We start from the raw sequence: 26,406 nt of genomic DNA on the forward strand, positions 1-26,406 counted from the left end.
TACCCCCCCTTCCACCGTTCCCTGGGGGCTCCGCCCCCAGACCCCCGCGCCTCAAACGCCGGCGGGGCTGAGATGTGCTGCGCACATCCAGCCCGCGCTGGGGACACCTCCCAGCGGTAGCTGGGGGAGTTTGAGCGCAACGGGGTCAGGGGCACCGCCCCTGGGAACGGTGGAAGGGCGGGTAGGGGACCTCGCCCCGCGCAGCGGCCAACCCACCCGCACACGCCCACCGGCCCCCGGCCCCGGCCACCCGAACCGGCCCCGCCCCACACCCGACGGCCGGAGGCCGGCGCAGCGGCGCGAAGCCGGTGAGGCCCCCTGGGGCCGAGCCGCGCGAGCGGCGCGTCAAAGAGGAACCAGCGTCAGGGTGAGGACCGCCCGGTAGGCGCCCGGCGGGGTGTACGCGGGGAGCGTGAGGGTGAGCGCGGCGTCGACGGTGGCGGTCCCGCCCCCGCCCGTGGCCAGGACGGCCCCCTCCGGACCCGCCGCCCCCGCAGGACCCGCGGTGCAGCCGCCCCGGCAGGACGGGGTCCACGACGGCACGGCGCCGGCGGCGCCGGCCGCGTCCCGGCCCGTGAAGCCGGTGAGCGTCGCCGTCAGCTTCCACCGTCCGCCGCCGATCCGGGTGTCCTTGACGGTGACCGTGCCGATCCGCCCGGGGGCCGCACCGCCGCCCCCGTACGCGACCGCCCCCAGGGTCACCGCCGCCCCCTCCTGGGTCAGCGTCAGCGTCCCCGGATCGGGGGCGGAGACCGCGTACGGCGCCGGGGCCGAGCCCCGTGGCGGCGACCAGGCCGGGCCCTCGTACGCCAGCACTCCCGTCGTGGCCCGGTCCGCGACGGGCAGCTCCAGCTCCATCGCCCCGCGCGCGTCCGCGGTGGCCCGTGCCCGGTCGGCCGTCGGGGTGGCGGCCGCGCGGCCCTCCACGGTCACGGCCGCGCCGGGGGTGAAGCCGACTCCGGTGACGCGGACCCGGTCGCCGGGCTTGCCGCCGGCCGCGCCGAGGGTGACGCGGCGCAGGTTCATGAGCGGCGGCGGGACGACGGGGGGCGCACACGCCCCGTCCCCGGCCTCCGGCGCGGGAGGCGTCACGGTGGCCGGCGCGGGGGGCGTCACGGTGGCCGGGTCGACGGCCCTCGGCTCCACGCCGGGGCCGGACCCCCCGGCCTCCGGTGCCGGCGAGGTCCTACCGGGCGCCGCGACCCGGCCCGGCGCAGGCGGCGGCACCGCGCCCGGGTCGCCGCCACCGGCCCTCGGCCCCGCGGAGGCGGACGGGCAGCGCCCCGGCCGGGCCTCCTCCTCGGCCGCCGCCGGTGTGCCCAGCGCGGCCGCCGCGAGCACCGCCGTGCCGACGGCCGCCGACCATCTCCTGCTGCGCGCGCGTGTCCGCACCTGCCCGCCCCCTCCCCGACAGGGGGCCATTCACGAGCGGGCGGCGGGAGAAGTCAATGCACGGACCCCGCACCGACTGATGGCCCATCAGAAGATGGCGCGGTCTCCGTCGCCCGGAAGGTGCGCCGGTAGGCCGTCGGGCTGACCCCCAGTGCCGCCTGCACGTGCTTGCGCAGCGACTGCGCAGTCCCGAAGCCCGCCTGCCGGGCCACCGTCTCGACCGGCAGCTCGGTCCGCTCCAGCAGCTGCCGGGCCCGCTCCACCCGCTGCCCGGTGATCCACTCCCCCGGGCTCACCCCGCACTCCTCGCGGAACCGGCGCGTGAAGGTCCGTACCGACATGGACTCCTGCCGGGCGAGGTCGCTCAGCAGCAGGGGCTCGTGCAGCCGGTCCAGCACCCAGGCCCGCGCGGCCGTGGTGCTGGCGTGCTGCGGGCCGGGCACGGGCCGCTGGACGAACTGGGCCTGCCCGCCCTCGCGGTGGGGCGGCACGACGGTCCTGCGGGCGGTGTCGTTGGCGACGGCCGCGCCGTGGTCGCGGCGCACGATGTGCAGGCACAGGTCGATGCCGGCGGCGACCCCGGCGGAGGTCAGCACGTCCCCGTCGTCGGTGTAGAGCACGTCGGCGTCGACCCGCACGGCCGGGAACATGCGCTGGAAGTGCTCGGCGTAGGCCCAGTGGGTGGTGGCCCGGCGGCCGTCCAGGTACCCGGCGGCGGCCAGGACGTAGCCGCCCGTGCAGATGGACACCATCCGGGTGCCGGGCCGGACGTGGGCGAGGGCCGCCGCCAGCCCGTCGGTCAGCCGGCCCTCGGAGTGCACCGGGCCCAGCTCGTGCGAGGCGGGGACCACGATGGTGTCGGCCGTCGCGAGCAGCTCGGGGCCGTGCTCGACGTACACCGTGAAGTCGGCGTCGGTGGGGACCGGGCCCGGGGCGAGCCCGCAGGTGAGGATCTCGTACAGGTGCCGGTCCGCGGGGTCCTTGGCCCGGCCGAAGATCCGGTGCGGGATGCCGAGCTCGAAGGGCAGCAGCCCGGCGAGGGCGAGGACGACGACGCGGTGCGGCTTCTCGACGGTGACGGTGACGGTGGCCATGGCCCGATCGTATCGAAGCATGACAGTCAGGCCACTGTCGTGCGGTGCCCCGCGGGCCGGAAGCTGTCGGCGTGACCCAGACAGCCCCCGCCTCCCCCGCCTCCCCCACCACCGGCGCCCCCGCCCCGCGCGAGCCCGGCCGCGTCCACCGGGCCTGGTTCGCCGCCGCCGTGGCCTTCGTGACGATCATCGGCGCGGCCGCCTTCGCCTCCCTCCCCGGACTGCTCATCGAGCCGCTGCACGCGGAGTTCGACTGGTCGCGCGGCACGATCGGCTTCGCGGTCTCCGTCAACCTGGCGCTCTACGGGCTCACCGCACCCTTCGCCGCCGCGCTGATGGACCGCTTCGGCATCCGCAAGGTCGTCGCCGTGGCCCTGACCGTGATCGCGGGCGGCTCGCTGGCCACGGTGTGGATGACGGCCGCCTGGCAGCTGGTGCTGTTCTGGGGCGTGCTCGTGGGCCTCGGCAGCGGGTCGATGGCACTGGCCTTCGCGGCGACGGTGACCAACCGCTGGTTCACCGCCCGGCGCGGCCTGGTCACCGGCATCCTGACCGCGGCCGGCGCCTCCGGCCAGCTGATCTTCCTGCCGCTGCTGTCCTGGCTGGTGGAGAACCACGGCTGGCGCCCGGCCTCGGTCACGGTGGCGCTGGCGGCCCTGGCCGTCGTCCCCTTCGTCTGGCTGCTGCTGCGCGACCACCCGGCCGACGTGGGCCTCGCCCCGTACGGAGGGACGTACGAGCCCAAGCCCGCGCCCGTGCCGGGAGCGGCCCGCCGGGCCGTGGCCGTGCTCTTCCGGGCGGCCCGCACCGGCCCGTTCTGGCTGCTGGCGGGCACCTTCGCGATCTGCGGCGCCTCGACCAACGGGCTGGTGCGCACCCACTTCACCCCGGCGGCGCACGACCACGGCATGCCGGTGACGGCCGCCGCCGGACTGCTCGCGGTGATCGGCGTGTTCGACGTGCTCGGCACCATCGCCTCCGGCTGGTTCACCGACCGCTTCGAGGCGCGCCGGCTGCTGGCCGTGTACTACGCCCTGCGCGGGGTGTCGCTGATGTTCCTGCCGATGCTGCTGGCGCCGAGCGTGCACCCGCCGATGCTGTTCTTCATCGTCTTCTACGGGCTGGACTGGGTCGCCACCGTCCCGCCGACCATCGCCCTGTGCCGCGAGCACTACGGGCAGGACAGCGCGGTCGTCTTCGGCTGGGTCCTGGCCTCGCACCAGGTGGGCGCGGCCCTGGTGGCCTTCCTCGGCGGGGTCGCCCGCGACGCCCTGGGCTCGTACGACCTGGTCTGGTACGCGGCGGGCGGCCTGTGCGCGGTGGCGGCGCTGATGGCGATGGTCATCCGCCGCCGGGTGCCGGAGCCGGCTACAGCGGCGGCCGCGTGAGCAGTTCGCGCAGCCAGCGGGCGCGGTCGGCGTCGCCGGTCTCCCCGGCGGCGGCGCCGCCGTCCGCGTCGCGGGGGGCGGCGGGGAAGAAGCGGCCCCAGGCGGAGACCCGGCCGATCGCGGCGAGCCGCCAGGCCAGCCGGGCCGCGCGGCGCAGCTCCCCGGGGGTGCGCCCGGCGCCGGTCCACGGCTCCAGGTAGGCGTCACGCAGCCGGGGCAGCACCTCGGGCCCGTACCGCCGGACGGCGGCCCGGCCCGGGACCAGCAGGCTGCAGAAGGGGTGGGTGACGGAGGCGTCGCCCCAGTCGAAGAAGGTGTACCGGCCGGGCTCCGGGGCGAAGAGCTGCGCCTCGTGCAGGTCGGAGTGGTCGAGGGTGTCGCCGATGCCGGCCCCCGCGAGTTCCGCGCACCATTCGGCGAACCGGGGCCGCAGCGCGTGCAGGGCCCGGCGGTCGGCGTCGTCCAGGGCGGTGTTCTCCTCGACCATCCGGTCGAGGATCCCGGGCAGTGCGGCGGTACGGGCGCCGGGGACGCCGAGCGCCTCGATCTCGGGGGTGCGCGGGAGGAGGGAGCGCTGGAGTTCGGCGTACCGGCCGAGCACCGCTTCCCAGGCGCGCGGGCCGCCGCCGGGGTCCTCGTCCAGGGCCTGCCGGAAGAGGGGGCCGCCGTCCGGCAGCAGGACCCAGCCCCGGGCGGCGTCTACGGCCAGGGGCCGCAGCACGCTGCCGGGGGCCCAGTCGGCCAGGGCCCGGGTCAGTCCGGCCTCGAAGGCGCTGGCGGGCGGGTTGGCCTTGAACCAGACGGGGCCGCCGTCGCCGGCGGAGAACCGCACCAGCACCGACCACGGCCGCAGCCGGACCTCCCGGGGGCCGTTCTCGCCCGGCCCGTGCGCGGCCAGGGCGGCGCGGGCCCAGTCGAGCGCCTCCGCCCGCCAGTCGGGCCGGTCCCAGGGGGTCACGGCCTCGGGGAAGTCCCCGCGGTCCACGGTCTCGCGCGCGTCGGGCTGCATCGGGTCATCGCACCACCCGGAGGGCCCGCTGCGCCAGCGGATCGGGACGTGTCAGGCCCCGGCGAGGGTGGTGGACTTCAGGGTGCCGTCGGGGGCGGCGAGGAGGACCGGGGTGTCGGGGCCGCCCAGGTCGCGGACGGCCGCGCGGTCGGCGTCGGCGGGGGCGTCGGCCGCGCTGACGACCGCGGCGGCCTCCAGGGAGTTCGCGCCGCTGGCGACGGCCATGGCGACGGCCGTCTGGAGGGCGCTCAGCTTGAGGGAGTCGAGCTCCACGGTGCCGGCGACGTACGTCCGGCCGGTCTCGTCCCGTACGGCCGCGCCTTCCGGGACTCCGTTGCGGGCCCGCGCGCTGCGCGCCAGCGTGATGATCTTGCTGTCCTCGGGGTCGATCCCGTTGCCCACGGTGCTCTCGCTCATAGGCGAAAGCATAGGGAGCGCCCCGGCGCGGCCGTGCAACGACCCCGCCGGGGCACTCTCTTGCGCTCCCCGCCCCCCGCCGGTCCCCCGTGGAGCAGGACAAACCTAAGCGAAAGGTAAGGGACTCCTGGGATCCAAAGGTCCCGTCCCCGCATGACCTTCGACCCTCATCCGTGCGGGACCACCCGCACCGCACTCGCCGTCAGGGCCGGTCGAGCTTCAGCCGCTCCGCCCGCGGCAGCCCCGCCACGACCAGGTCGTACGAGTCCTCCACCAGCTCCCGCACCAGCGCGTCCGGAAGCCCGCCCACCGTCACGGTGTTCCAGTGCCGCTTGTTCATGTGCCAGCCCGGCACGACCGCCTCGTGCTCGGCGCGCAGCCGCACGGCCGCCTCCGGCTCGCACTTGAGGTTCACCTTCAGCGGCTCGGCGTCCAGCGCGGCCAGGGCGAACACCTTGCCCAGCACCTTGAACACCGAGGTCTCGGGGGTGAAGGGGAACTCCTCCACCGCCTCGTTGAAGCCCAGGCAGAACGCGCGCAGCTCCGCGGGGGTCATTCCCCGTCCTCCCCTTCGGCCGCCGCGGCGGCGACCGGCTCCACCAGCACCGTCACGATCTTGTTCCGGCGGCCCGCCGGGGACTCGGCCGTCAGCCGCAGCGGACGCCCGTCCGGCAGCTCCACCACCGCCGAGGCGCCCGCGATCGGGACCCGGCCCAGCGCCTTGGCCAGCAGCCCGCCGACCGTCTCCACGTCCTCGTCGTCGAAGGCCTCCACCCCGAACAGCTCGCCGAGGTCGGTGATGTCGAGCCGCGCCGTGACCCGGTAGCGGTCCTCACCCAGCTCCTCCACCGGCGGGATCTCCCGGTCGTACTCGTCGGTGATCTCGCCGACGATCTCCTCCAGGATGTCCTCGATGGTGACGATGCCGGCCGTGCCCCCGTACTCGTCGATGACGACGGCCACGTGGTTGCGCACCGACTGCATCTCGCGCAGCAGGTCCCCGGCGTTCTTGGTGTCGGGCACGAAGACCGCCGGCCGCATCACCGTCGAGACCAGGTCGGACTCCGCCTCCCGGTTGATGTGGGTGCGGCGGACGAGGTCCTTCAGGTAGACCATCCCGACGATGTCGTCCTCGTTCTCCCCGGTGACCGGGATCCGCGAGAAGCCGGACCGCAGCGCGAGCGTCGTCGCCTGCCGGATCGTCTTGTACCGCTCGATGCAGACCAGGTCGGTGCGCGGCACCATCACCTCGCGCACGAGGGTGTCCCCCAGCTCGAAGACCTGGTGCACCATGCGGCGCTCGTCGTCCTCGATCAGCGATTCCTTCTCCGCGAGGTCCACCATCGCGCGGAGTTCGGCCTCGGAGGCGAAGGGCCCCTTGCGGAAGCCCTTCCCGGGGGTGAGCGCGTTGCCGATGAGGATCAGCAGCTGCGGGATGGGGCCCATCACCCGCGCCAGCGGTACGAGGACGTACGCGGACGCCGTCGCGGTGTTCAGCGGGTGCTGGCGGCCGATCGTGCGGGGGGACACGCCCACCGCCACGAAGGACACCAGCACCATCACGCCGATCGCGACGAGCAGCGCCGTCCAGTTCTCGCCGAACGCGTCGAGGCACACGTACGTGACGAGCACGCCCGCCGCCATTTCGCAGGTCACGCGCACCAGCAGGGCCACGTTGACGTAGCGGGTGGGGTCGGCGGCGACCTGGGCGAGCTTCGCGCTGCCGCGCCGGCCCTCCCGTACGGCCTGCTCGGCACGGAAACTGGAGACGCGGGCGATCCCGGACTCGGCGCACGCCGCGAACCAGGCCACCACGGTCAGCAGGACCGCCCCGGTGATCAGCTGGGCGGCGCCGGTCACGAGACGGTCGGGGCCGGGGAGGGACCCGTGATGCCGCGCTCGGCGCGCCAGCCGTCGACGATGGCCGCCTGGAGGCCGAACATCTCGGCCTTCTCGTCCGGCTCCTCGTGGTCGTAGCCGAGCAGGTGCAGCACCCCGTGGACGGTCAGGAGCTGGAGCTCCTCGTCCATGGAGTGCCGCGTCGGCGCCTCGTCGCCCTGCTTCTTGGCCACCTCGGGGCAGAGCACGATGTCGCCGAGGAGCCCCTGCGGGGGCTCCTCGTCGTCCTTCGCCGGCGGACGGAGCTCGTCCATCGGGAAGGACATGACGTCGGTCGGTCCGGGGAGGTCCATCCACTGGATGTGGAGCTGCTCCATGGCGTCCTCGTCGATGACGATGACGGAGAGCTCGGACAGCGGGTGGATCCTCATCCGGGTGAGCGCGTAGCGGGCGATGTCGAGGATCGCCTGCTCGTCGACCTCGGTTCCGGACTCGTTGTTGACGTCGATCGACATGGTGCGCTGGGTTCTACTTCCGCTGGTGGCCGTTCGGGGCCGGGTGGGCATCGTCGTACTTGGCGTACGCGTCGACGATACGGCCGACCAGCTTGTGCCGGACGACATCCTCGGACGTGAGCCGCGAGAAGTGGATGTCCGGCACCCCGTCGAGGATCTCCTGGACCTGGCGCAGACCGCTCTTGGCCCCGCCCGGGAGGTCGACCTGGGTGATGTCACCGGTGATGACGATCTTCGAGTCGAAGCCGAGCCTCGTCAGGAACATCTTCATCTGCTCGACGGTGGTGTTCTGCGCCTCGTCCAGGACGACGAAGGCGTCGTTGAGCGTCCGGCCGCGCATGTACGCCAGCGGCGCCACCTCGATCGTGCCCGCCGCCATCAGGCGCGGGATCGAGTCGGGGTCGAGCATGTCGTGCAGGGCGTCGTAGAGCGGCCGCAGGTAGGGGTCGATCTTGTCGAAGAGCGTGCCCGGCAGGAAGCCGAGCCGCTCGCCCGCCTCGACGGCGGGGCGGGTCAGGATGATCCGGCTGACCTGCTTGGACTGCAGCGCCTGGACCGCCTTCGCCATGGCGAGGTAGGTCTTGCCGGTACCGGCGGGGCCGATGCCGAAGACGATCGTGTTCTTGTCGATCGCGTCGACGTACCGCTTCTGGTTGAGGGTCTTGGGGCGGATGGTGCGGCCGCGGCTGGAGAGGATGTTCTGGGTGAGCACCTCGGCCGGGGTCTCCGTGTCGCCACCACCGTTCCCGTTCGCCTTGAGCATGGCGATCGAGCGTTCCACTGCGTCCTCCGTCATCGGCTGCCCGGTGCGGAGCACCAGCATCATCTCGTCGAACAGGCGCTGGATCAGGGCGACTTCCGCCGCCGCTCCGATCGCGCTGACCTGATTGCCCCGAACATGGATGTCGGCCTTCGGGAAAGCCTTTTCGATCACGCGCAGCAGGGCGTCGCCCGAGCCGAGCACGGTCACCATCGGGTGGGTCGCCGGGACCGTGAAGTGGGCTCGCGCCTGGCCCGGCGCCGGGGTGTGGGCTGTCGGTGTCTGAGTCATGGGCCGGCACTGTGGCCTGCGCATACCTCCCACTGAGGGGCCGATCCGATCGCCGGCCTCCGGAGTACCAAGGGTACGTCCACCCCGGGGCGCGCCCGAGGGGTTTTCCGGGCGGCCCGGAAGGCGGTCTAGACGGGGTGCCGGAAGCCGATGGTGGGGACCGCGCGGCGGCGCGGGGAGGGGGCGGCGCCCGGCGGGACGAGGGCGTCCAGGAAGGCGTAGCGGTCCCGCAGGGCGTCGGGGGCCGTGCGCCACCAGTGGGCCACCTCGGGCCAGCCCGGGGCGGAGAGGGAGCCGCCGAACTCCTGCACCGACAGGGCGGCGGTCAGCCCGGCGAAGGCCAGCCGGTCGGCGAGCGGCCAGCCCGCGAGGCTGCCGGTGACGAACCCGGCGACGAACACGTCCCCGGCGCCGGTCGGGTCCAGGGCGTCCACCGCGATCGCGGGGACCTCCGCGGTCTCACCGGTGCGGCCGTCGACCGCGTACGCACCCTCCGAACCCATGGTCACCACCGCGACCGGGACCTTCTCCGCGAGGGCCCGGGCCGCGGCGCGCGGACACTCGGTCCGCGTGTAGCGCATCGCCTCTCCCGCGTTGGGCAGGAACGCCTCGCAGTGCTGGAGGTCGGCCAGGGCGCCCAGGTCCCACCGCCCCGTCTCGTCCCAGCCGACGTCCGCGAAGATCCGCGAGCCCCGGCGGGCCGCCTCGGAGATCCAGTCCTCGCCCTGTCCGGCACCGAGCGAGGCCACCGCCGCCCGGGCCTTCGGAGGGCACCACGGGAAGGGGCCGGGGCCCGCCGGGGGCGGTGCCTCGTGGCCGTGGGAGACCATCGTGCGCTCGCCCTCGTACGCCATGGAGACGGTGACGGGGCTGTGCCAGCCGGGGATGGTGTGCGACATGGACAGGTCGATGCCCTCGCCCTGCTCCAGGGCGTCCCAGCAGTACTCGCCGTAGTGGTCGTCGCCGAAGGCGGCGGCCAGCGAGGTGCGCAGGCCCAGGCGGGCGAGGGCGGTGGCCATGTTGGCGACGCCGCCGGGGCTGGAGCCCATGCCGCGCGCCCAGGACTCCGTACCGCGCACGGGGGCGGAGTCGAGGCCGGTGAAGATGATGTCGAGGAAGACGGTGCCGGTCAGGAAGACGTCACAGCCGGGCTCGTGGGGGTCGCGCACCGGGCGGAGCGGGTCGAGGGTGATGCGGCTGTCCCGACTGGTCACGGCGTACTCCCCGTTGGTGTGTCGTTTCTGCGTACGGGCCGGAAAACTGCCAGCCCTGCCCGGGACCGGCCGGACCAAACCCCAGTGTGACGCACGTCACCAAACGCCGGGCGGACTAGCGCTTCGGCAGCGCCACCCGCCCCAGGTCCGCCGCGACCGTCAGCTCGCCCTCGAACCCCGCCGCACGGGCCTGGCGTTCGAACTCCGACGGATCCGCGTACCGCTGCGAGAAGTGCGTCAGCACCAGGTGCCGCACCCCGGCGTCCCGCGCCACCCGGGCCGCCTGCCCGGCGGTGAGGTGGCCGTGGTCCTCGGCCAGCCGGACGTCCTCGTCGAGGAAGGTCGACTCGATGACCAGCATGTCGCAGCCGTCCGCCAGCGCGTCCACGCCCTCGCAGAGCCGCGTGTCCATGACGAAGGCGAACCGCTGTCCCGGCCGGTGCTCGCTGACGGCCTCCAGCGTGACCTCGCCGTCGGGCCCCTCAAGCCGCCCCTCGCGCTGGAGCCGGCCCACGTCCGGCCCCTTGATCCCGTACCGCGCGAGCAGCGCGGGGACCATCCGGCGCCCGTCCGGCTCGGTCACCCGGTAGCCGAAGGACTCCACCGGGTGCGAGAGCCGCCGCGCCTCCAGGACGTACGAGGGCCCGCTCGCGAGCACCCCGTCCGCGGCGACCGGCTCCTCCCGCAGCGGCACGGTCTCCCGGTAGGCGGTGGCGTACCTCAGCCGGTCGAAGAACTTCTGCCCAGAGGCCGGGTAGTGCGCCGTCACGGGGTGCGGGACCTGGTCGAGGTTGATCCGCTGGATCACGCCGGCCAGGCCGAGGCTGTGGTCGCCGTGGAAGTGCGTGACGCAGATCCGGTTGATGTCGTGCGCGGCGACCCCGGCCCGCAGCATCTGCCGCTGCGTGCCCTCGCCCGGGTCGAAGAGGATGCCCTCGCCGTCCCAGCGCAGCAGGTAGCCGTTGTGGTTGCGGTGCCGGGTGGGGACCTGGCTGGCGGTGCCGAGGACGACGAACTCGCGTACGGACACGACTTATCCGGGCGGCCACTGGAGGCCGCGGCCGCCCAGGACGTGCAGGTGGGCGTGGAAGACGGTCTGGCCCGCGCCGGCCCCGGTGTTGAACACGACCCGGTAGCCGTGGTCGGCGATCTTCTCCTCCGCGGCGATCTCCCCGGCCTCACGCAGTATGTCGGCGATCACGGCCGGCTCGGCGGCGGCGAGGGAGGCGGCGTCGGGGTGGTGCACCTTGGGGATGACGAGCACGTGGGTCGGCGCCTGCGGGTTGATGTCCCGGAAGGCGAGGGTGGTCTCGGTCTCCCGGACCACGGTCGCCGGGACCTTGCCCGCGACGATCTTGCAGAACAGGCAGTCCGCCTGCGGTTCCCCGGCCATTCGCTGCCGCCTCCCGTGACGTTGATCGGTCGCTGCGCATGCTACCGGTGCCCTGGCCGGGCGGTGGCCGGATATCCCGCTGCGCGGGGCGGTCCCCTACCCTCCCCCAGACTCCGTCCGGGGGGACCCCCACTTCGCCCGTTCCCAGGGGCGGACGGGCTACATATAGCCTCGCCGGCGTTTGAGGCGCGGGGGTCCGGGGGCGGAGCCCCCGGGGGCCGCCCGGCGGGGCACCGCCCCGGACCGGGAACCGCCCGGCCAGGGCAGGGGCTACGACCAGCGCCCCGTGCGGGCCAGCAGGACGGCCGCCGCAGCCGTACCCGCGGTCGACGTGCGCAGCACCGACCGCCCCAGCCGGTACGGCCGCGCCCCGGCTTCGGCGAAGACGGCCAGCTCCTCCGGCGAGACCCCGCCCTCGGGGCCGACCACCAGCACCACCGACCCCTTCTCCGGCAGCGGAGCCGTCGCCAGCGCCTCCGACGGGGTGTCGCGGTCCTCGTGCAGCACCACCGCCAGGTCGGCCCGCGCCAGCAGCGCGGCCACCTGCTTCGTGGACATCGCCTCGGCCACCTCCGGGAACCGGACCCGGCGCGACTGCTTGCCCGACTCCCGCGCCGTGGAACGCCACTTGGCGAGGGACTTCGCCCCCCGGTCGCCGCGCCACTGCGTGATGCACCGCGCGGCCTGCCACGGCACGATGGCGTCGACGCCGGTCTCCGTCATCGTCTCGACCGCCACCTCGCCCCGGTCTCCCTTCGGCAGCGCCTGCACCACCGTGATCCGGACGTCGGGCTCCGGCTCCTCCAGCACGCTCTCCAGGTCCGTGACCACCAGGCGGTCCTTGCCCTCGGCCGCCTTGACCACGCCCTCGGCCCACCGGCCGCGCCCGTCCGTGAGGACCACGTCCTCGCCCGGGCCCAGCCGCTTCACGGACACCGCGTGCCGCCCCTCGGGGCCGTCCAGCACGAACTCCGGCCCCGCCGGAACCTCTTCGACCACGAACACGGGGGCCGTCATGACGTTCTCCTCATCTGCAATGCGTTCAACGCGTTCTGCGCCCCGGCCAGTTCGGCCGCCAGCACCTCCACCAGCTCCCCGGCCGGCAGCGCCCGCGCCAGCCGGTGCCCCTGGCCCGCCCACAGGGACATGCCCTGCGGGTCCCCGGCCGCCGCGGCCGCCTTCCGCAGCCCCGCGGTCATGTGGTGGACCTGGGGGTAGGCGGCCGGCGCGTACGGCCCGTGCTCCCGCACGAAGCGGTTGACCAGGCCCCGCGCGGGCCGGCCCGTGAAGGCCCGGGTCAGTTCCGTGTGCGGGAACATCGGGTCCGTCAGGGCCTTCTTGTGCAGCGGGTGCGCGCCCGACTCCGGGCAGGCCAGGAAGGCCGTGCCGAGCTGTGCCGCGTCCGCTCCCGCCGCCAGCACCGCCGCGATCTGCGCGCCGCGCATCAGGCCGCCCGCCGCGGTGATGGGCAGGGCCACGGCCTCCCGCACCTGCGCGACCAGCGCGAGCAGGCCGACGCCGGCCGTGCCGTCGGTCTCCGGGTCGTCGCGGTGGGTGCCCTGGTGGCCGCCGGCCTCGACGCCCTGTACGCAGACGGCGTCGGCGCCCGCCGCCTGCGCGGAGCGGGCCTCCTCGACCGAGGTGACGGTGACGACGGTACGGGTGCCCACCGCGCGCAGGCGGGCGAGCACGTCGGGCGCGGGCGTGCCGTAGGTGAAGGAGACCTCCGGGACGGGGTCCTCCAGCAGGATGGCCAGCTTCGCCTCGTAGCCGTCGTCGGAGTTGCCGATGGTGTCCTCGGGGGCGAGCGAGACCTCGTACCAGCCGCCCTCGCCGGCCAGCTGCCCGCGGTAGGTCTCCACGGCGGCCGGGTCGACGTAGCCGGTCTGCGGTATGAAGAGGTTCACGCCGAAGGGCCGCCGGGTGAGGCCGCGCGTCTGCTTGATCTCCTGGTACATGCCGTCGGCGGTCTTGTAGCCGCCGGCCAGGTAGCCGAGGCCGCCGGCCTCGCACACGGCTGCGACGAGCGGCGGGCACGAGGCGCCGCCCGCCATGGGAGCCTGCACGATCGGGTACTGGGGGAGACCGTTCGGTGCGGAGGACATGGACTGCATCGTGCCACGTCCCGGCCACCGGGCCGAACCGTCGCATTCGCCTGGCATAGTCCGCTTCCCCGGCATGTCCGGGAATCGCCCCGGGCGGTGTCCCGGAAAGCACGGAGCCCGGTCCGGGATTCCCCGGACCGGGCTCGTACGACGTACCGCGGACCGGCCTCAGCGGCCGTTGAACGCGTCCTTCAGACGGCTGAACAGGCCCTGCTGGCCGGGGGCGAACTGGCCCATCGGCCGCTCCTCGCCGCGCAGCTTCGCGAGCTGGCGCAGCAGCTCCTCCTGCTGGGCGTCCAGCTTGCCGGGGGTGGTGACCTCGACGTGGACGATCAGGTCGCCGCGGCCGCCGCCGCGCAGGTGGGTGACGCCCCGCCCGTGCAGCGGGATGGCCTGCCCGGACTGGGTGCCGGGGCGGATGTCGATCTCCTCCATGCCGTCCAGCGTCTCCAGCGGGCACTTGGTGCCCAGGGCCGCGGCCGTCATGGGGATGGTGACCGTGCAGTGCAGGTCGTCCCCGCGCCGCTGGAAGGTCGGGTGCGGCAGCTCGTGGATCTCCACGTACAGATCGCCGGCGGGGCCGCCGCCGGGGCCGACCTCGCCCTCGCCCGCGAGCTGGATCCGGGTGCCGTTCTCGACACCGGCGGGGATCTTGACCGTCAGGCTGCGGCGGGAGCGGACCCGGCCGTCGCCCGCGCACTCGGGGCACGGGGTGGGGACCACGGTGCCGAAGCCCTGGCACTGCGGGCAGGGGCGCGAGGTCATGACCTGGCCCAGGAAGGACCGGGTGACCTGGGAGACCTCGCCGCGGCCGCGGCACATGTCACAGGTCTGCGCCGAGGTGCCGGGGGCGGCCCCTTCGCCGGAGCAGGTGCCGCAGACGACGGCGGTGTCGACCTGGATGTCCTTGGTCGTGCCGAAGGCGGCCTCGTCCAGTTCCAGGTCCAGGCGGATCATGGCGTCCTGGCCGCGGCGGGTCCGCGAGCGCGGTCCGCGCTGCTGGGACTGGCCGAAGAAGGCGTCCATGATGTCGGAGAAGTTGCCGAAGCCGCCCGCTCCGAAGCCGCCCGCGCCGCCACCGCCGCCCGAGGAGGACAGCGGGTCGCCGCCGAGGTCGTAGACCTGCTTCTTCTGCGGGTCCGAGAGGACCTCGTAGGCCGCGTTGATCTCCTTGAAGCGCTCCTGCGTCTTCGGGTCCGGGTTGACGTCCGGGTGGAGTTCACGGGCGAGGCGGCGGAAGGCCTTCTTGATCTCGTCCTGCGATGCGTCGCGGCGCACGCCGAGTACGGCGTAGTAGTCCGTGGCCACTTACGACTCCGCCAGGATCTGTCCGACGTAACGTGCCACTGCGCGTACCGCTCCCATCGTTCCGGGGTAGTCCATGCGGGTCGGGCCGACCACGCCGAGTTTGGCGACTGCTTCGCCGCCCGAACCGTAGCCGACGGACACGACCGACGTGGAGTTGAGCCCCTCGTAGGCGTTCTCGTGACCGATCCGTACGGCCATTCCCGACTCACCGGCCTCGCCCAGCAGCTTCAGGAGCACGACGTGCTCCTCCAGCGCTTCGAGCACGGGCCTGATGGTCAAGGGAAAGTCATGTCCGAAGCGGGTGAGGTTGGCGGTGCCGCCGATCATCAGCCGCTCCTCCGCTTCCTCTGCCAGCGTTTCGAGAAGGGTCGCGAGGACGGCCTTGACGGTCGCCCGGTCGTCGATCTCGAACGACTCCGGAAGGTCCTGCACCAGCTGCGGCACGTCCGTGAAGCGGCGGCCGACGACCCTGCTGTTCAGACGCGCCCGCAGGTCGGCGAGGGAGTTCTCGCCGAAGGGGGTCTGGGTGTCGACGAGGCGCTGCTCGACGCGGCCCGTGTCCGTGATCAGTACGAGCATCAGCCGGGCCGGGGCCAGCGACAGCAGCTCGACGTGCCGCACGGTGGAGCGGGTCAGCGACGGGTACTGGACGACGGCGACCTGCCGGGTGAGCTGCGCGAGCAGCCGTACCGTGCGGCCGACCACGTCGTCGAGGTCGACGGCGCCGTCGAGGAAGTTCTGGATGGCCCGGCGCTCGGGCGTCGACAGCGGCTTGACTCCGGCCAGCTTGTCGACGAAGAGGCGGTAGCCCTTGTCCGTGGGGATCCGGCCGGCGCTGGTGTGGGGCTGCGCGATGTAGCCCTCCTCCTCCAGCACGGCCATGTCGTTGCGCACGGTGGCGGGCGAGACGCCCAGCTTGTGCCGCTCGGTGAGGGCCTTGGAGCCGACGGGCTCCTCCGTCCCGACGTAGTCCTGGACGATGGCGCGCAGTACCTCGAGTCTGCGTTCGCTGAGCATCGCGCACACCTCCGGATGCGGTCGGTCGTCGGTCTGGCCGGCGGGCCGGTCCTGGCTTGTTGGCACTCTGCGCGTGCGAGTGCCAGAGATCCCCCGGTCAGTGTACGGCCGGGTAGTACGCCGCAGGCAAGGGCGGCCCGCCAGGGTAGCGTCACCGCATGGACGTACGTTGGGAAGAGGCGGGTTGGGAAAGGGTCACCGGACGGGCCGGCCGGCGGCGGCTGCCGGTGTGGGACTGCACGGTGGGACTGGTGGTGGGGGACGAGTCGGTGCTGCTGATCGACCCGGGATCGTCCGTGCGCGAGGGCGCGCGGGTGCGGGCCGAGGCGGAGCGGCTGACGGGCCGGCGCGTGACCCATATCGCATTCACCCACGGACATTTCGACCACGTGTTGGGCGGCGGGGCCTTCGCGGGCGCCGAGTTCTTCGGGGCGGTCGGCCTGGACCGGCTGCTGTCGACCCCCACGGGCCGCGAGGAGGTGCGGGTGAGCGCCTTCCGGCAGGGTCTGGCGGAGGAGGAGGCCACCGAGGCGGCGGACCTGCTCCAGGCGCCCCGGCACCTGGTGTCGGGCGAGTGGACGCTGGAGCTGGGCGGGGTGCAGGTGCTGCTGGCGAACGTGGGGCCCGCGCACTCCGAGCACGACCTGGCCGTGTTCGTGCCGGGCGAGCGGGAGGCGGTGTTCTGCGGGGACCTGGTGGAGGAGTCGGGCGAGCCCCAGGCCGGCTCGGACGCGGTGCCGGGCCAGTGGCCGGCCGCCCTGGACCGGCTGCTGTCGCTGGGCGGCGACGACGCGGTGTACGTGCCGGGTCACGGAGCGCTGGTGGACGCGGACTTCGTGCGTGCGCAACGCGACACACTGGCGGCCAGGTTCGGCGTGTCGGGGGCGTGAGCGCGCCGGCTCTCCTAGTGTCGGCCGGATGCGTGAGTACTCCCCCGATCTGACCCCGCAGTGGAAGCGCCCCAAGCCCGCGCCGGAGGTGCCGGCGGACCCGGACCTGGTGGTCGAGGTGGCGGGTACGGACTTCTGCGGCGCGGTGGTGGCGTGCGAGGCGGGCACGGTGACCCTGGAGGACCGCTTCGGCAAGCGCCGGGTGTTCCCGCTGGAGCCGCGCGGCTTCCTGCTGGACGGCGCGGTGGTGACCCTGACCCGCCCCGCGCGGGGGCCCGCCGCGCCGGCCCGTACGGCCTCCGGCTCGATCGCCGTCCCGGGGGCGCGGGCGCGGGTGGCGCGGGCGGGGCGGATCTACGTGGAGGGGCGGCACGACGCCGAGCTGGTCGAGCGGGTCTGGGGCGACGACCTGCGCATCGAGGGCGTGGTGGTGGAGTACCTGGAGGGCGTGGACGACCTGGCGGCGGTGGTCGCGGAGTTCGCGCCGGGGCCCGACGCCCGTCTCGGGGTCCTGGTGGACCATCTCGTCCCGGGCTCGAAGGAGTCCCGCATCGCGGCCTCGGTGACCGGCCCGGACGTGCTGGTGGTGGGCCACCCGTACGTGGACGTCTGGCAGGCGGTGAAGCCGTCGGCACTGGGGATCCGCGCCTGGCCGGAGGTGCCGCGCGGCCAGGACTGGAAGACGGGCGTCTGCCGGGCCCTGGGCTGGCCGGAGAACACGGGTGCCGCCTGGCAGCACATCCTGTCCCGCGTGACGTCCTACCGCGACCTGGAGCCGACGCTGCTGGGGCGGGTGGAGGAGCTGATCGACTTCGTCACGGCTCCCTGACCGGGGCTACGAGAGGGTGCCGAACTCGGTGGTGTCGAGCGTGACGCCGAGGACGTCGAGCGGGACCGGCTCGCCGAACTTGCTGGTCCGCACGCCTCGGTAGTCAGCCTCCTCGCCAGTACCGAAGGGCTCGGTCAGGACCACGCACTGGGCCTGGAAGGGGTCGATGATCAAATAGGCCGGGATCCTCCCGCCCGCGTAGATGGAGCGCTTGGTCACGTAGTCGCGCAACTTGCTGGTCTTGGAGACGACCTCGACCACCATCGCCAGGGCCCCGGCGGGCAGCAGGCGGCCCGACTCCGGCGCCGCCTCGACCGGGAGGACCACGAGATCCGGCTGCGGCTCGGACGACTCCGCCGGAATGTCCACGTCCTGTGTCTGGAGCGGGTACCAGCGATTCACGGGGATCTGTCGCTGCACGAACAGGACGATCAGGTTGTGGACCACGTCCGGCCCGGCCATCATCACGATTTCCCCCCTGAGGAGCTCGACCTTGAACCCTTCGGGAGCCTCGAAGCTCTCGAAGTACTCGGTCATCCGGCGATCGTCCACAGCGGTCATCTCCGTGCCCTCCACTTCTGCCGCCGGGGTTACGGCAGAAGGCTACGAACAGGCTAGGCCGCACCTGCCCGTATCCGCAGCGAATCACTCGGGGGAGTGATCAGTCCACCAGGTCCCGCACCACCGCGTCCGCCAGCAGCCGCCCGCGCAGGGTCAGGACCGCCCGGCCGGCCTCGTACGGGGCCGGCTCCAGGAGGCCGTCGGCCAGGGCCCTGCGGGAGGCCGCCAGGCCCGCGGGGGCCAGCAGGGACAGCGGGACGCCGTCGACCAGGCGGAGCTCCAGCAGGATCCGCTCCACGCGGCGGTCCTCCGCCGAGAGGAGCTCGCGGCCCGCGCCCGGGGAGCGGCCCTCCGCGAGGGCGGCCGCGTAGGCGCCGGGGTGCTTCACGTTCCACCAGCGCACCCCGCCGACGTGCGAGTGGGCCCCGGGGCCGGCGCCCCACCAGTCGGCGCCGCGCCAGTACAGCTCGTTGTGCAGGCAGCGGCCGGCCTCGGTGGTGGCCCAGTTCGACACCTCGTACCAGGAGTAGCCGGCCCCGGCCATGACCTCGTCGGCGATCAGGTACCGGTCGGCGTGCACGTCGTCGTCGGTCATCGGGACCTCGCCGCGGCGGATCCGGCGGGCCAGCTGGGTGCCCTCCTCGACGATCAGGGCGTACGCGCTGACGTGGTCGGGCCCGGCGCCGAGCGCGGCCTCCAGGGAGGCCCGCCAGTCGTCGTCGGACTCCCCCGGCGTGCCGTAGATCAGGTCGAGGTTGACGTGCTCGAAGCCGGCCGCACGGGCCTCGGCGACGCAGGCCTCGGGGCGGCCGGGGGTGTGGGTGCGGTCGAGGACCTTCAGGACGTGCTGCTTGGCGCTCTGCATGCCGAAGGAGATCCGGTTGAAGCCGCCGGCCCGCAGCTCGGCCAGGTACTCGGGGTTCACGGACTCCGGGTTGGCCTCGGTGGTGACCTCGGCGTCCTCGGCGAGGCCGAACTCGTCGCGGATCGCCGCGAGCATGCGTACGAGGTCCCCGGCGGGCAGCAGCGTGGGCGTGCCGCCGCCGACGAAGACGGTCCGCACGGCGCGCGGGTCGTCGCCGAGCACCTTGCGGGCGAGGCGGACCTCGTCGATCAGGGTGTCGGCGTAGTTCTCCCGGGAGGCGAGCACGCCGCCGGTGCCGCGCAGCTCGGTGGCGGTGTAGGTGTTGAAGTCGCAGTACCCGCAGCGGGTGGCGCAGTACGGGACGTGCAGGTAGAACCCGAGCGGCCGCTCCCCGGCGCCCTCCAGGGCGTGCGACGGCAGCGAGCCGTCTTCGGGCATGGGGTCACCATCGGGCAGTGCGGAAGGCATGGGCCCATTGTCCCGCACCGCCCCATGGTCGTTTACGCCCGCGCCCGGGACGCGCGGACGGACGCCGGCCGCGGCGCCGCACACGGCTCGCGCGGGGTGTGCGGGGCCGGCCCGCGCCGCCCCGCCCCGTCCGGCTCGCCGCGAGGCGTCAGGCCTCGCGGGAGCCCTCGTACATCTCCTCGATGAGGTGCTTGAACTCACGCTCGACGACCGGCCGCTTCAGCTTGAGGCTGGGGGTGAGGTCGCCGTGCTCGACGTCGAGGTCGCGCGGCAGGATCCGGAACTTCTTGATCGTCTGCCAGCGCTGGAGGCCCTCGTTGAGGGTCTGGACGTAGGTCTCGACCAGCCGGTTGGTCTCGGCCGCGGCGAGGACCTGGCCGTACGTCTTGCCCTCCAGGCCGTTCTCGGCGGCCCAGCCGAGGATGGCGGGCTCGTCGAGGGCGATCAGGGCGGAGCAGAAGTTCCGGTCGGCGCCGTGGACGACGATGGTCGACACGTAGGGGCAGATCGCCTTGAACTGGCCCTCGACCTCCGCCGGGGCGACGTACTTGCCGCCGGAGGTCTTGATCAGGTCCTTCTTGCGGTCGGTGATGCGCAGGTAGCCGTCCGGGGAGAGCTCGCCGATGTCGCCGGTGTGCAGCCAGCCGTCGCTTTCGAGGACCTCGGCGGTCTTCTCGGGCTGGCCGTGGTAGCCCTGCATGATGCCGGGGCCGCGCAGCATGACCTCGCCGTCGTCGGCGATGCGGACCTCGGTGCCGGGGAGCGGCTTGCCGACGGTGCCGGTGCGGTAGGCCTCGCCGGGGTTGACGAAGGAGGCCGCGCTGGACTCGGTGAGGCCGTATCCCTCCAGGATGTGGATGCCGGCGCCGGAGAAGAAGTAGCCGATCTCGGGGGCCAGGGCGGAGGCGCCGGAGACGGCGGCGCGCAGGCGGCCGCCGAAGGCGTCGCGGAGCTTGGAGTAGACGAGCGTGTCGGCGACCTTGTGCTTGGCGGTGAGCGCGAAGGGGGCGGTGGCCCGGCCGGTGCGGCGGTAGTTGTCCTGGGTGACCTTGGCGTACTCGCGGGCGACGCCCACCGACCACTGGAAGATCTTGTACTTGGCCCCGCCGCCGGCCCGGGCCTTGGCGGCGACGCCGTTGTAGACCTTCTCGAAGATGCGCGGGACGGCCGCCATGTAGGTGGGCTGGACGACCGGCAGGTTCTCGATGATCTTGTCGATGCGGCCGTCGACGGCGGTGACGTGGCCGACCTCGATCTGGCCGGAGGTGAGCACCTTGCCGAAGACGTGGGCGAGCGGCAGCCACAGGTACTGGACGTCGTCCGAGTTGATCATGCCGGTGGCCACGGTGGCCTTGGCCATGTACGACCAGTTGTCGTGCGGCAGGCGCACGCCCTTGGGGCGGCCGGTGGTGCCGGAGGTGTAGATGAGGGTGGCGAGCTGGTCGGGGGTGATGGCCGCGATCCGGTCCTTGACCGCCGCGGGGTGCTTGGCGAGGTACTCGTTGCCGCGCTCCTCCAGCTCGGCGAGGGAGAGCACCCAGCCCTCCGGGTCGCCCTCGGCGGGGACGGCGTCGGCGGCTTCCAGGACGACGACGTGGGCGAGGTCGGGGAGGTCGGCGCGGCGCTCGCGGGCCTTCGCCAGCTGCTTGGCGTCCTCGGCGATCAGCACCCGGCTCTCGGAGTCCGAGAGGATGAAGGAGGACTCCTCGGCGTTGGTGCTGGGGTAGATCGTGGTCACCGCCCCGCCCGCGCACATGACGCCGAGGTCGCAGAGGATCCACTCGACGCGGGTGTTGGAGGCGAGCGCGACGCGCTGCTCGGAGTGCAGCCCGAGGGAGACGAGTCCGGCGGCGATGGCGAAGACCCGGTCGGCGGCCTGCCCCCAGCTGAGCGACTTCCAGTCGTCGGGACCACCCTCACGGCCGGCCGCGGCCACGGGGAAGCGGTAGGCCTCCGCGTTCGGTGTGGCGGCGACGCGGTCAAGGAAGAGGGCCGCCACGGTGGGCGGACGGTTCTCGATCAAGGTCTGTGTGTCGCTCACGGACGTCCTCCGGACCACGCGGCAGGGCCTGCTCGGGCTGGCTAGGGCATGACTACGGGTTTGTAACTGGCGAGTAACCAATGCTCAGAGTAGGGGGACTCCGGCTGGCGCGTAAGAGCCAACCGGCGGCCGATTCATAACGAAAGAGGCCCCCGAGCCTACGCTCGGGGGCCTCTTTCGCATACGGCGCTACTTCTTCTTGCCGCCGGACTCGTCGCTGGACAGGACCGCGATGAAGGCCTCCTGCGGGACCTCCACCGAGCCGACCATCTTCATCCGCTTCTTGCCTTCCTTCTGCTTCTCCAGCAGCTTCCGCTTACGGGAGATGTCGCCGCCGTAGCACTTGGCGAGGACGTCCTTGCGGATGGCGCGAATGGTCTCGCGGGCGATGACGCGGGAGCCCACGGCCGCCTGGATCGGCACCTCGAAGGCCTGCCGCGGGATGAGCTCGCGCAGCTTGGCGACCAGGCGCACGCCGTAGGCGTAGGCGGCGTCCTTGTGGCAGACGGCGGAGAAGGCGTCGACCTTGTCGCCGTGCAGCAGGATGTCGACCTTGACCAGGCTGGAGGCCTGTTCGCCGGTGGGCTCGTAGTCGAGGGAGGCGTAACCGCGCGTCTTGGACTTCAGCTGGTCGAAGAAGTCGAACACGATCTCCGCGAGGGGGAGCGTGTAGCGGATCTCGACCCGGTCCTCGGAGAGGTAGTCCATGCCGAGCAGGGTGCCGCGGCGGGTCTGGCAGAGCTCCATGATCGCGCCGATGAACTCGGTGGGCGCGAGGACGGTGGCCCGGACGACCGGCTCGAAGACGTCCTTGATCTTGCCTTCGGGGAACTCGCTCGGGTTGGTGACGGTGACCTCCGTGCGGTCCTCCATCACGACCCGGTAGACCACGTTGGGCGCGGTGGCGATCAGGTCGAGGCCGAACTCGCGCTCCAGGCGCTCGCGGACCACGTCCAGGTGCAGCAGGCCGAGGAAGCCGACGCGGAAGCCGAAGCCGAGCGCCGCCGAGGTCTCGGGCTCGTAGACCAGCGCGGCGTCGTTGAGCTGGAGCTTGTCCAGGGCCTCGCGCAGCTCCGGGTAGTCCGAGCCGTCGAGCGGGTACAGGCCCGAGAAGACCATCGGCTTCGGGTCCTTGTAGCCGCCGAGGGACTCGGTGGCGCCGCCCGTCATCTGGGTGATGGTGTCGCCGACCTTGGACTGGCGGACGTCCTTCACACCGGTGATCAGGTAGCCCACCTCACCGACGGACAGGCCGTCGGCCGGGAGCATCTCGGGCGAGTTGGTGCCGATCTCCAGCAGCTCGTGCGTGGCGTTCGTGGACATCATCCGGATGCGCTCGCGCTTGTTGAGCGTGCCGTCGACCACGCGGACGTACGTGACGACGCCCCGGTAGGAGTCGTAGACCGAGTCGAAGATCATCGCGCGGGCGGGGGCGTCCTTGACGCCGACCGGGGCCGGGACGGTCTCGACGACGCGGTTGAGCAGGGCGTCGACGCCGAGGCCGGTCTTCGCCGAGACGCGCAGGACGTCGTCGGGGTCGCAGCCGACCAGGTTCGCCAGCTCCTCGGCGAACTTCTCCGGCTGGGCGGCCGGCAGGTCGATCTTGTTCAGGACCGGGACGATCGCGAGGTCGTTCTCCATCGCCAGGTACAGGTTGGCGAGGGTCTGGGCCTCGATGCCCTGGGCGGCGTCCACCAGCAGGATCGTGCCCTCGCACGCGGCGAGGGAGCGCGAGACCTCGTAGGTGAAGTCGACGTGGCCGGGGGTGTCGATCATGTTCAGGATGTGCGTGGTGCCCGTGCCCGCGCCCTCGGTGGGGCTCCAGGGCAGACGGACCGCCTGCGACTTGATCGTGATGCCGCGCTCACGCTCGATGTCCATGCGGTCGAGGTACTGGGCGCGCATCTGCCGCGAGTCGACGACACCGGTGAGCTGGAGCATCCGGTCGGCGAGGGTCGACTTGCCGTGGTCGATGTGCGCGATGATGCAGAAATTACGGATCAGCGCCGGGTCGGTACGGCTCGGCTCGGGCACGTGGCTGGGGATGGCGGGCACGCAGTGTCCTGATTCTCGGTCGCTGTCGGATCTGCTGTCGGATCGGTAGGCAGACTTGTACGCAGACTCCCATGGTCCCATGGACGCGGGGATGCGCTCGGTTTGGGCCGGTCGAACCGCGCCTGGTAGCCTGGGTGGCTGTGTCTCGCATGCCCTCTCAGTTGGGGGTACCCCCAGCGGTAGCTGGGGGAGAGGCACATTCCGAAAAAACTCTGAACCTGAAAAGGCTCTTTCGTGGCGAACATCAAGTCCCAGATCAAGCGGAACAAGACCAACGAGAAGGCTCGCCTTCGCAACAAGTCGGTCAAGTCCGAGCTGCGCACCTTCATCCGCAAGGCCAACGAGGCCATCCTCGCCGGCGACGCGGAGAAGGCCACCGCTGCGGCCCGCCTGGCTTCCAAGAAGCTGGACAAGGCCGTCTCGAAGGGTGTCATCCACAAGAACGCCGCCGCCAACAAGAAGTCGGCGCTGGCCACCAAGGTTGCCGCCATCTGAGTTCCGCACTCGATGTGAACGCCGGGACGGACCCAGCGGGCCCTCTCTCCCGCTCCTGACCGGCACCCCGCGCCGCACGCGGCCTGCGTTCGCCACGCGGGTGCGGCGCACACAGCAGTGACCGAAGGCCCCGGCCTCTCCCCTTCCCCAGGGCAGAGACCGGGGCCTTCGCACATCCAGCCCCGCCGGCCCCGCGCAGCGACAGGGCGACAGGGCGACAGGGCGACAGGGCGACAGGGCGACAGGGCGACAGGGCGACGGCTAACGCCCCCGCGGGGCCCTCGCGGCGCGGGCAACGGCCACCACGGCCTTCTCCAGGGCGTACTCCGGGTCGTCCCCGCCGCCCTTGACCCCCGCGTCGGCCAGCGCCACCGCACGGAGCGCGTCCGCGACCCCGTCCGCCGACCAGCCCCGCATCTGCTGCCGGACCCGGTCGATCTTCCACGGCGGCATTCCGAGGTCCCGGGCGAGGTCGCCCGGACGGGCCCCGCGCGGGGCGGAGGCGAGCTTGCCGATGGCCCGGACGGCCTGCGCCAGCGCGCTGGTGATCAGCACCGGTGCCACACCGGTCGCGAGGGACCAGCGGAGGGCTTCGAGGGCCTCCGCGGCCCGGCCTTCGACCGCCCGGTCGGCGACCGTGAAGCTGGACGCCTCGGCCCGGCCCGTGTAGTAGCGGCCGACCACGGCCTCGTCGATGGTGCCCTCGACGTCCGCGCACAGCTGCGCCGCCGCGCTCGCCAGCTCGCGCAGGTCGCTGCCGATCGCGTCCACCAGCGTCTGGCACGCCTCGGGGGTCGCCGACCGCCCCAGGGTCCGGAACTCCCCGCGGACGAACGACAGCCGGTCCGCCGCCTTCGTCATCTTCGGGCAGGCGACCTCGCGGGCACCCGCCTTGCGCGCCGCGTCCAGCACGCCCTTGCCCTTGACCCCGCCCGCGTGCAGCAGGACGAGGGCGATCTCCTCGTACGGATCGGCGATGTAGGCCTTGAGCTCCTTCACCGTGTCCGCGCCCAGGTCCTGCGCGTTCCGCACGATCAGGACCTTGCGCTCGGAGAACAGCGAGGGGCTGGTCAGCTCCGCCAGCGTGCCGGGCTGGAGCTGGTCGGAGGTGAGGTCCCGCACGTCGGTGTCGGCGTCGGCCGCGCGGGCGGCCGCCACCACGTCCCGTACGGCACGATCGAGCAGCAGGTCCTCCTGCCCCACCGCGAGGGTGATCGGGGCGAGCAGGTCGTCGGTGGGGTTCTTCCTGGTGGCCATCGCCCCCAGCATCCCACGCCGCACTGACAGCACCCCTCGCCCGGTGCCCGAGAATGGTCGCGTGAACGTGCGACATGTACTGGTCCTGCCCGACCGCGACGCCGCCGAGGAGGTGGCCCAGGAAGTCGTGGACCGCTTCGGCCTCCCGGAGGAGCCCCAACTGGTCCGCGACGCCCTCGCCGGCGAGGACGACGCCGAGGACGCCCAGTGGCTGGTGGTCGTCGAGGACCCCGCCGGACGGCTCGACGCCACCTCGCTGGACGAGCTCGCCGCCGAGTACGAGGGCTGGCTGGAAGCCCCGTAGGACGGCGCCCGCGCCTACGCCTTGTGCACGATCTGCACGTCCAGCGCCACTTCCACGCTCGGCCCGATCGCCGCGATCCCCTGCGCCAGCACCGACTGCCAGTTCAGCGCGAAGTCCCCGCGGTTCAGCTCGGCCGTGGCCCGGCAGGCGGCACGCGGCTCGCCCTCCAGACCCGTGCCGTGGCCCAGGTACTGGGTGTCGAGGGTGACCGAGCGGCTGACCCCGTGCAGGGTGAGGGCGCCCGCCACGGCCCAGCGGCTGCCGCTGCGGTGGATGAACCGCTCGCTGTAGAACTCCACCCGCGGGTGCCGGGCGGCGTCCAGGAAGTCGGCGGACCGCAGGTGGTCGTCCCGCCGGCGCATCCCGGTGTCGATGCTCGCCGTGTCGATGATCACGTGCATGGAGGAGTCCTCCATGCGCTCGGCTATCCGCACCGCGCCGGCGAAGGTCGCGAACCGGCCCTGGATCCGGGCGAAGCCCATGTGCCGGGCGGTGAAGGCGATCGACGAGTGCGTCGGGTCGATCTCCCAGTGCCCGGGCTGCGGCAGCAGCGGCGGCTCCACCGAGTCCAGGATGATCTCCGCCGTGCCGGGCTGCGCCGGGTCCCCCACCAGCGTCGCCCCGTGGAAGGGCGCGTAGCCCTCGGCGGTGACGGAGAGCCGGTACTCGCCCTCCGGCACGGCCGCGGTGAACCCCCCGTACGGATCCGTCTCCCCGCTGACGACCCGTCGGCCGATCGGGTCGGTGACCTCGAACTTGGCCTGCCTGATGGGCTGGTGGACCGTGTCGAGCACCCGACAACTCAACAGCCGCGCCGTGTGCGGCAGTGTGAGAGTCGCGGATGTGGTCGAAGCGGCACCGCTGGTCGTCTCCATCCCCCGTCGGCGACCGAACATGGC

The 26,406-nt window shown here is 73.0% G+C and carries 26 protein-coding genes; 5 read left to right on the forward strand and 21 right to left on the reverse strand.

Annotation, left to right across the window (positions count from 1 at the left end; genetic code table 11):
* Positions 1-345: 345 nt before the first annotated feature.
* Together ACQKM2_RS31730 and ACQKM2_RS31735 are read right to left on the reverse strand one after the other, a co-directional pair.
* Entirely contained in the window at positions 346-1,392 is a 1,047-nt protein-coding gene (locus ACQKM2_RS31730) for a beta-xylosidase (protein ID WP_427715857.1), read from the reverse strand.
* Between the two features lie 53 nt (positions 1,393-1,445).
* Positions 1,446-2,486 carry a GlxA family transcriptional regulator gene (locus ACQKM2_RS31735; RefSeq protein WP_427715859.1) on the reverse strand — a complete coding sequence of 347 codons (1,041 nt, stop codon included), beginning with the start codon at positions 2,484-2,486 and terminating at the stop codon, positions 1,446-1,448.
* A gap of 71 nt (positions 2,487-2,557) precedes the next feature.
* Here ACQKM2_RS31735 and ACQKM2_RS31740 point away from each other — a divergent pair, with 71 nt between their 5' ends.
* Positions 2,558-3,874, forward strand: coding sequence for an MFS transporter (locus ACQKM2_RS31740; protein ID WP_427715861.1), 1,317 nt, complete (start codon positions 2,558-2,560; stop codon positions 3,872-3,874).
* On the opposite strand, the gene ACQKM2_RS31745 is transcribed toward ACQKM2_RS31740, so the two are convergent.
* The 13 genes from ACQKM2_RS31745 to hrcA form a co-directional block, all read right to left on the reverse strand.
* Positions 3,855-4,883, reverse strand: a complete 1,029-nt coding sequence (locus ACQKM2_RS31745; protein ID WP_427715863.1) for an aminoglycoside phosphotransferase family protein — start codon at positions 4,881-4,883, stop codon at positions 3,855-3,857. The two genes, ACQKM2_RS31740 and ACQKM2_RS31745, sit on opposite strands and share 20 nt — an antisense overlap.
* A gap of 51 nt (positions 4,884-4,934) precedes the next feature.
* Entirely contained in the window at positions 4,935-5,312 is a 378-nt protein-coding gene (locus ACQKM2_RS31750; RefSeq protein ID WP_427715865.1) for a cytidine deaminase, read from the reverse strand.
* Positions 5,313-5,502: 190 nt separating this feature from the next.
* Entirely contained in the window at positions 5,503-5,856 is a 354-nt protein-coding gene (locus ACQKM2_RS31755) for an MmcQ/YjbR family DNA-binding protein (RefSeq protein WP_427715868.1), read from the reverse strand.
* Positions 5,853-7,160 carry a hemolysin family protein gene (locus tag ACQKM2_RS31760; protein ID WP_427715870.1) on the reverse strand — a complete coding sequence of 436 codons (1,308 nt, stop codon included), beginning with the start codon at positions 7,158-7,160 and terminating at the stop codon, positions 5,853-5,855. The genes ACQKM2_RS31755 and ACQKM2_RS31760 overlap by 4 nt, the downstream gene beginning before the upstream one ends.
* Positions 7,157-7,654, reverse strand: a complete 498-nt coding sequence (ybeY, locus tag ACQKM2_RS31765) for an rRNA maturation RNase YbeY (RefSeq protein ID WP_007263991.1) — start codon at positions 7,652-7,654, stop codon at positions 7,157-7,159. Before ybeY ends, ACQKM2_RS31760 begins: the two co-directional genes overlap by 4 nt.
* A gap of 13 nt (positions 7,655-7,667) precedes the next feature.
* Positions 7,668-8,705 (reverse strand): PhoH family protein, encoded by a 1,038-nt coding sequence (locus ACQKM2_RS31770; protein WP_427715873.1) that lies wholly within the window; start codon positions 8,703-8,705, stop codon positions 7,668-7,670.
* 128 nt (positions 8,706-8,833) lie between these two features.
* Positions 8,834-9,919, reverse strand: a complete 1,086-nt coding sequence (locus ACQKM2_RS31775) for a carbohydrate kinase family protein (RefSeq protein WP_427715876.1) — start codon at positions 9,917-9,919, stop codon at positions 8,834-8,836.
* 115 nt (positions 9,920-10,034) lie between these two features.
* Positions 10,035-10,949: a ribonuclease Z gene (locus tag ACQKM2_RS31780; protein ID WP_427715879.1), complete on the reverse strand. Its 915-nt coding sequence runs from the start codon at positions 10,947-10,949 to the stop codon at positions 10,035-10,037.
* A gap of 3 nt (positions 10,950-10,952) precedes the next feature.
* Complete coding sequence (locus ACQKM2_RS31785) at positions 10,953-11,312, reverse strand: histidine triad nucleotide-binding protein (protein WP_427715881.1); 360 nt, start codon at positions 11,310-11,312, stop codon at positions 10,953-10,955.
* Positions 11,313-11,582: 270 nt separating this feature from the next.
* Positions 11,583-12,329: a 16S rRNA (uracil(1498)-N(3))-methyltransferase gene (locus ACQKM2_RS31790; RefSeq protein ID WP_427715884.1), complete on the reverse strand. Its 747-nt coding sequence runs from the start codon at positions 12,327-12,329 to the stop codon at positions 11,583-11,585.
* A complete protein-coding gene (locus tag ACQKM2_RS31795) occupies positions 12,326-13,417 on the reverse strand; it encodes a nitronate monooxygenase (RefSeq protein ID WP_427715885.1) in 1,092 nt (363 codons plus the stop codon). Before ACQKM2_RS31795 ends, ACQKM2_RS31790 begins: the two co-directional genes overlap by 4 nt.
* Before the next feature lie 168 nt (positions 13,418-13,585).
* A complete protein-coding gene (gene dnaJ, locus ACQKM2_RS31800) occupies positions 13,586-14,725 on the reverse strand; it encodes a molecular chaperone DnaJ (protein WP_401251769.1) in 1,140 nt (379 codons plus the stop codon).
* Positions 14,726-15,742, reverse strand: a complete 1,017-nt coding sequence (hrcA, locus tag ACQKM2_RS31805) for a heat-inducible transcriptional repressor HrcA (RefSeq protein WP_362474602.1) — start codon at positions 15,740-15,742, stop codon at positions 14,726-14,728.
* A 158-nt stretch (positions 15,743-15,900) separates the two neighbouring features.
* On the opposite strand from hrcA, the gene ACQKM2_RS31810 reads away from it, so the two are divergent.
* Both ACQKM2_RS31810 and ACQKM2_RS31815 read left to right on the forward strand, forming a co-directional pair.
* Positions 15,901-16,632: an MBL fold metallo-hydrolase gene (locus ACQKM2_RS31810; RefSeq protein ID WP_427715889.1), complete on the forward strand. Its 732-nt coding sequence runs from the start codon at positions 15,901-15,903 to the stop codon at positions 16,630-16,632.
* A gap of 28 nt (positions 16,633-16,660) precedes the next feature.
* Positions 16,661-17,461, forward strand: coding sequence for a DUF3097 domain-containing protein (locus ACQKM2_RS31815; protein ID WP_427715891.1), 801 nt, complete (start codon positions 16,661-16,663; stop codon positions 17,459-17,461).
* Between the two features lie 6 nt (positions 17,462-17,467).
* Here ACQKM2_RS31815 and ACQKM2_RS31820 read toward each other — a convergent pair whose 3' ends face one another.
* From ACQKM2_RS31820 to lepA, 4 genes are all read right to left on the reverse strand, one after another.
* Complete coding sequence (locus ACQKM2_RS31820; RefSeq protein WP_427715893.1) at positions 17,468-18,022, reverse strand: Uma2 family endonuclease; 555 nt, start codon at positions 18,020-18,022, stop codon at positions 17,468-17,470.
* 100 nt (positions 18,023-18,122) lie between these two features.
* Positions 18,123-19,355: a radical SAM family heme chaperone HemW gene (gene hemW / locus ACQKM2_RS31825; RefSeq protein WP_427715896.1), complete on the reverse strand. Its 1,233-nt coding sequence runs from the start codon at positions 19,353-19,355 to the stop codon at positions 18,123-18,125.
* Between the two features lie 148 nt (positions 19,356-19,503).
* On the reverse strand, positions 19,504-21,396 hold the full coding sequence (locus ACQKM2_RS31830; protein ID WP_427715898.1) for an AMP-dependent synthetase/ligase: 1,893 nt from the start codon (positions 21,394-21,396) through the stop codon (positions 19,504-19,506).
* Positions 21,397-21,585: 189 nt separating this feature from the next.
* Positions 21,586-23,451, reverse strand: a complete 1,866-nt coding sequence (gene lepA, locus ACQKM2_RS31835; RefSeq protein WP_427715900.1) for a translation elongation factor 4 — start codon at positions 23,449-23,451, stop codon at positions 21,586-21,588.
* Positions 23,452-23,685: 234 nt separating this feature from the next.
* Between lepA and rpsT the strand changes: the two genes are divergently transcribed.
* On the forward strand, positions 23,686-23,946 hold the full coding sequence (gene rpsT / locus ACQKM2_RS31840; protein ID WP_007264006.1) for a 30S ribosomal protein S20: 261 nt from the start codon (positions 23,686-23,688) through the stop codon (positions 23,944-23,946).
* Between the two features lie 261 nt (positions 23,947-24,207).
* On the opposite strand, the gene holA is transcribed toward rpsT, so the two are convergent.
* Positions 24,208-25,203, reverse strand: coding sequence for a DNA polymerase III subunit delta (gene holA / locus ACQKM2_RS31845; protein WP_427715902.1), 996 nt, complete (start codon positions 25,201-25,203; stop codon positions 24,208-24,210).
* 61 nt (positions 25,204-25,264) lie between these two features.
* On the opposite strand from holA, the gene ACQKM2_RS31850 reads away from it, so the two are divergent.
* Positions 25,265-25,507, forward strand: a complete 243-nt coding sequence (locus ACQKM2_RS31850; protein ID WP_427715904.1) for a hypothetical protein — start codon at positions 25,265-25,267, stop codon at positions 25,505-25,507.
* Positions 25,508-25,521: 14 nt separating this feature from the next.
* Here the strand turns inward: ACQKM2_RS31850 and ACQKM2_RS31855 are convergent, their stop codons facing one another.
* Positions 25,522-26,403, reverse strand: a complete 882-nt coding sequence (locus ACQKM2_RS31855; protein ID WP_427715906.1) for a YceI family protein — start codon at positions 26,401-26,403, stop codon at positions 25,522-25,524.
* Between the last annotated feature and the right edge of the window lie 3 nt (positions 26,404-26,406).

It is taken from the genome of Streptomyces sp. NPDC004126, from assembly GCF_050275515.1.
Lineage (GTDB): Bacteria > Actinomycetota > Actinomycetes > Streptomycetales > Streptomycetaceae > Streptomyces.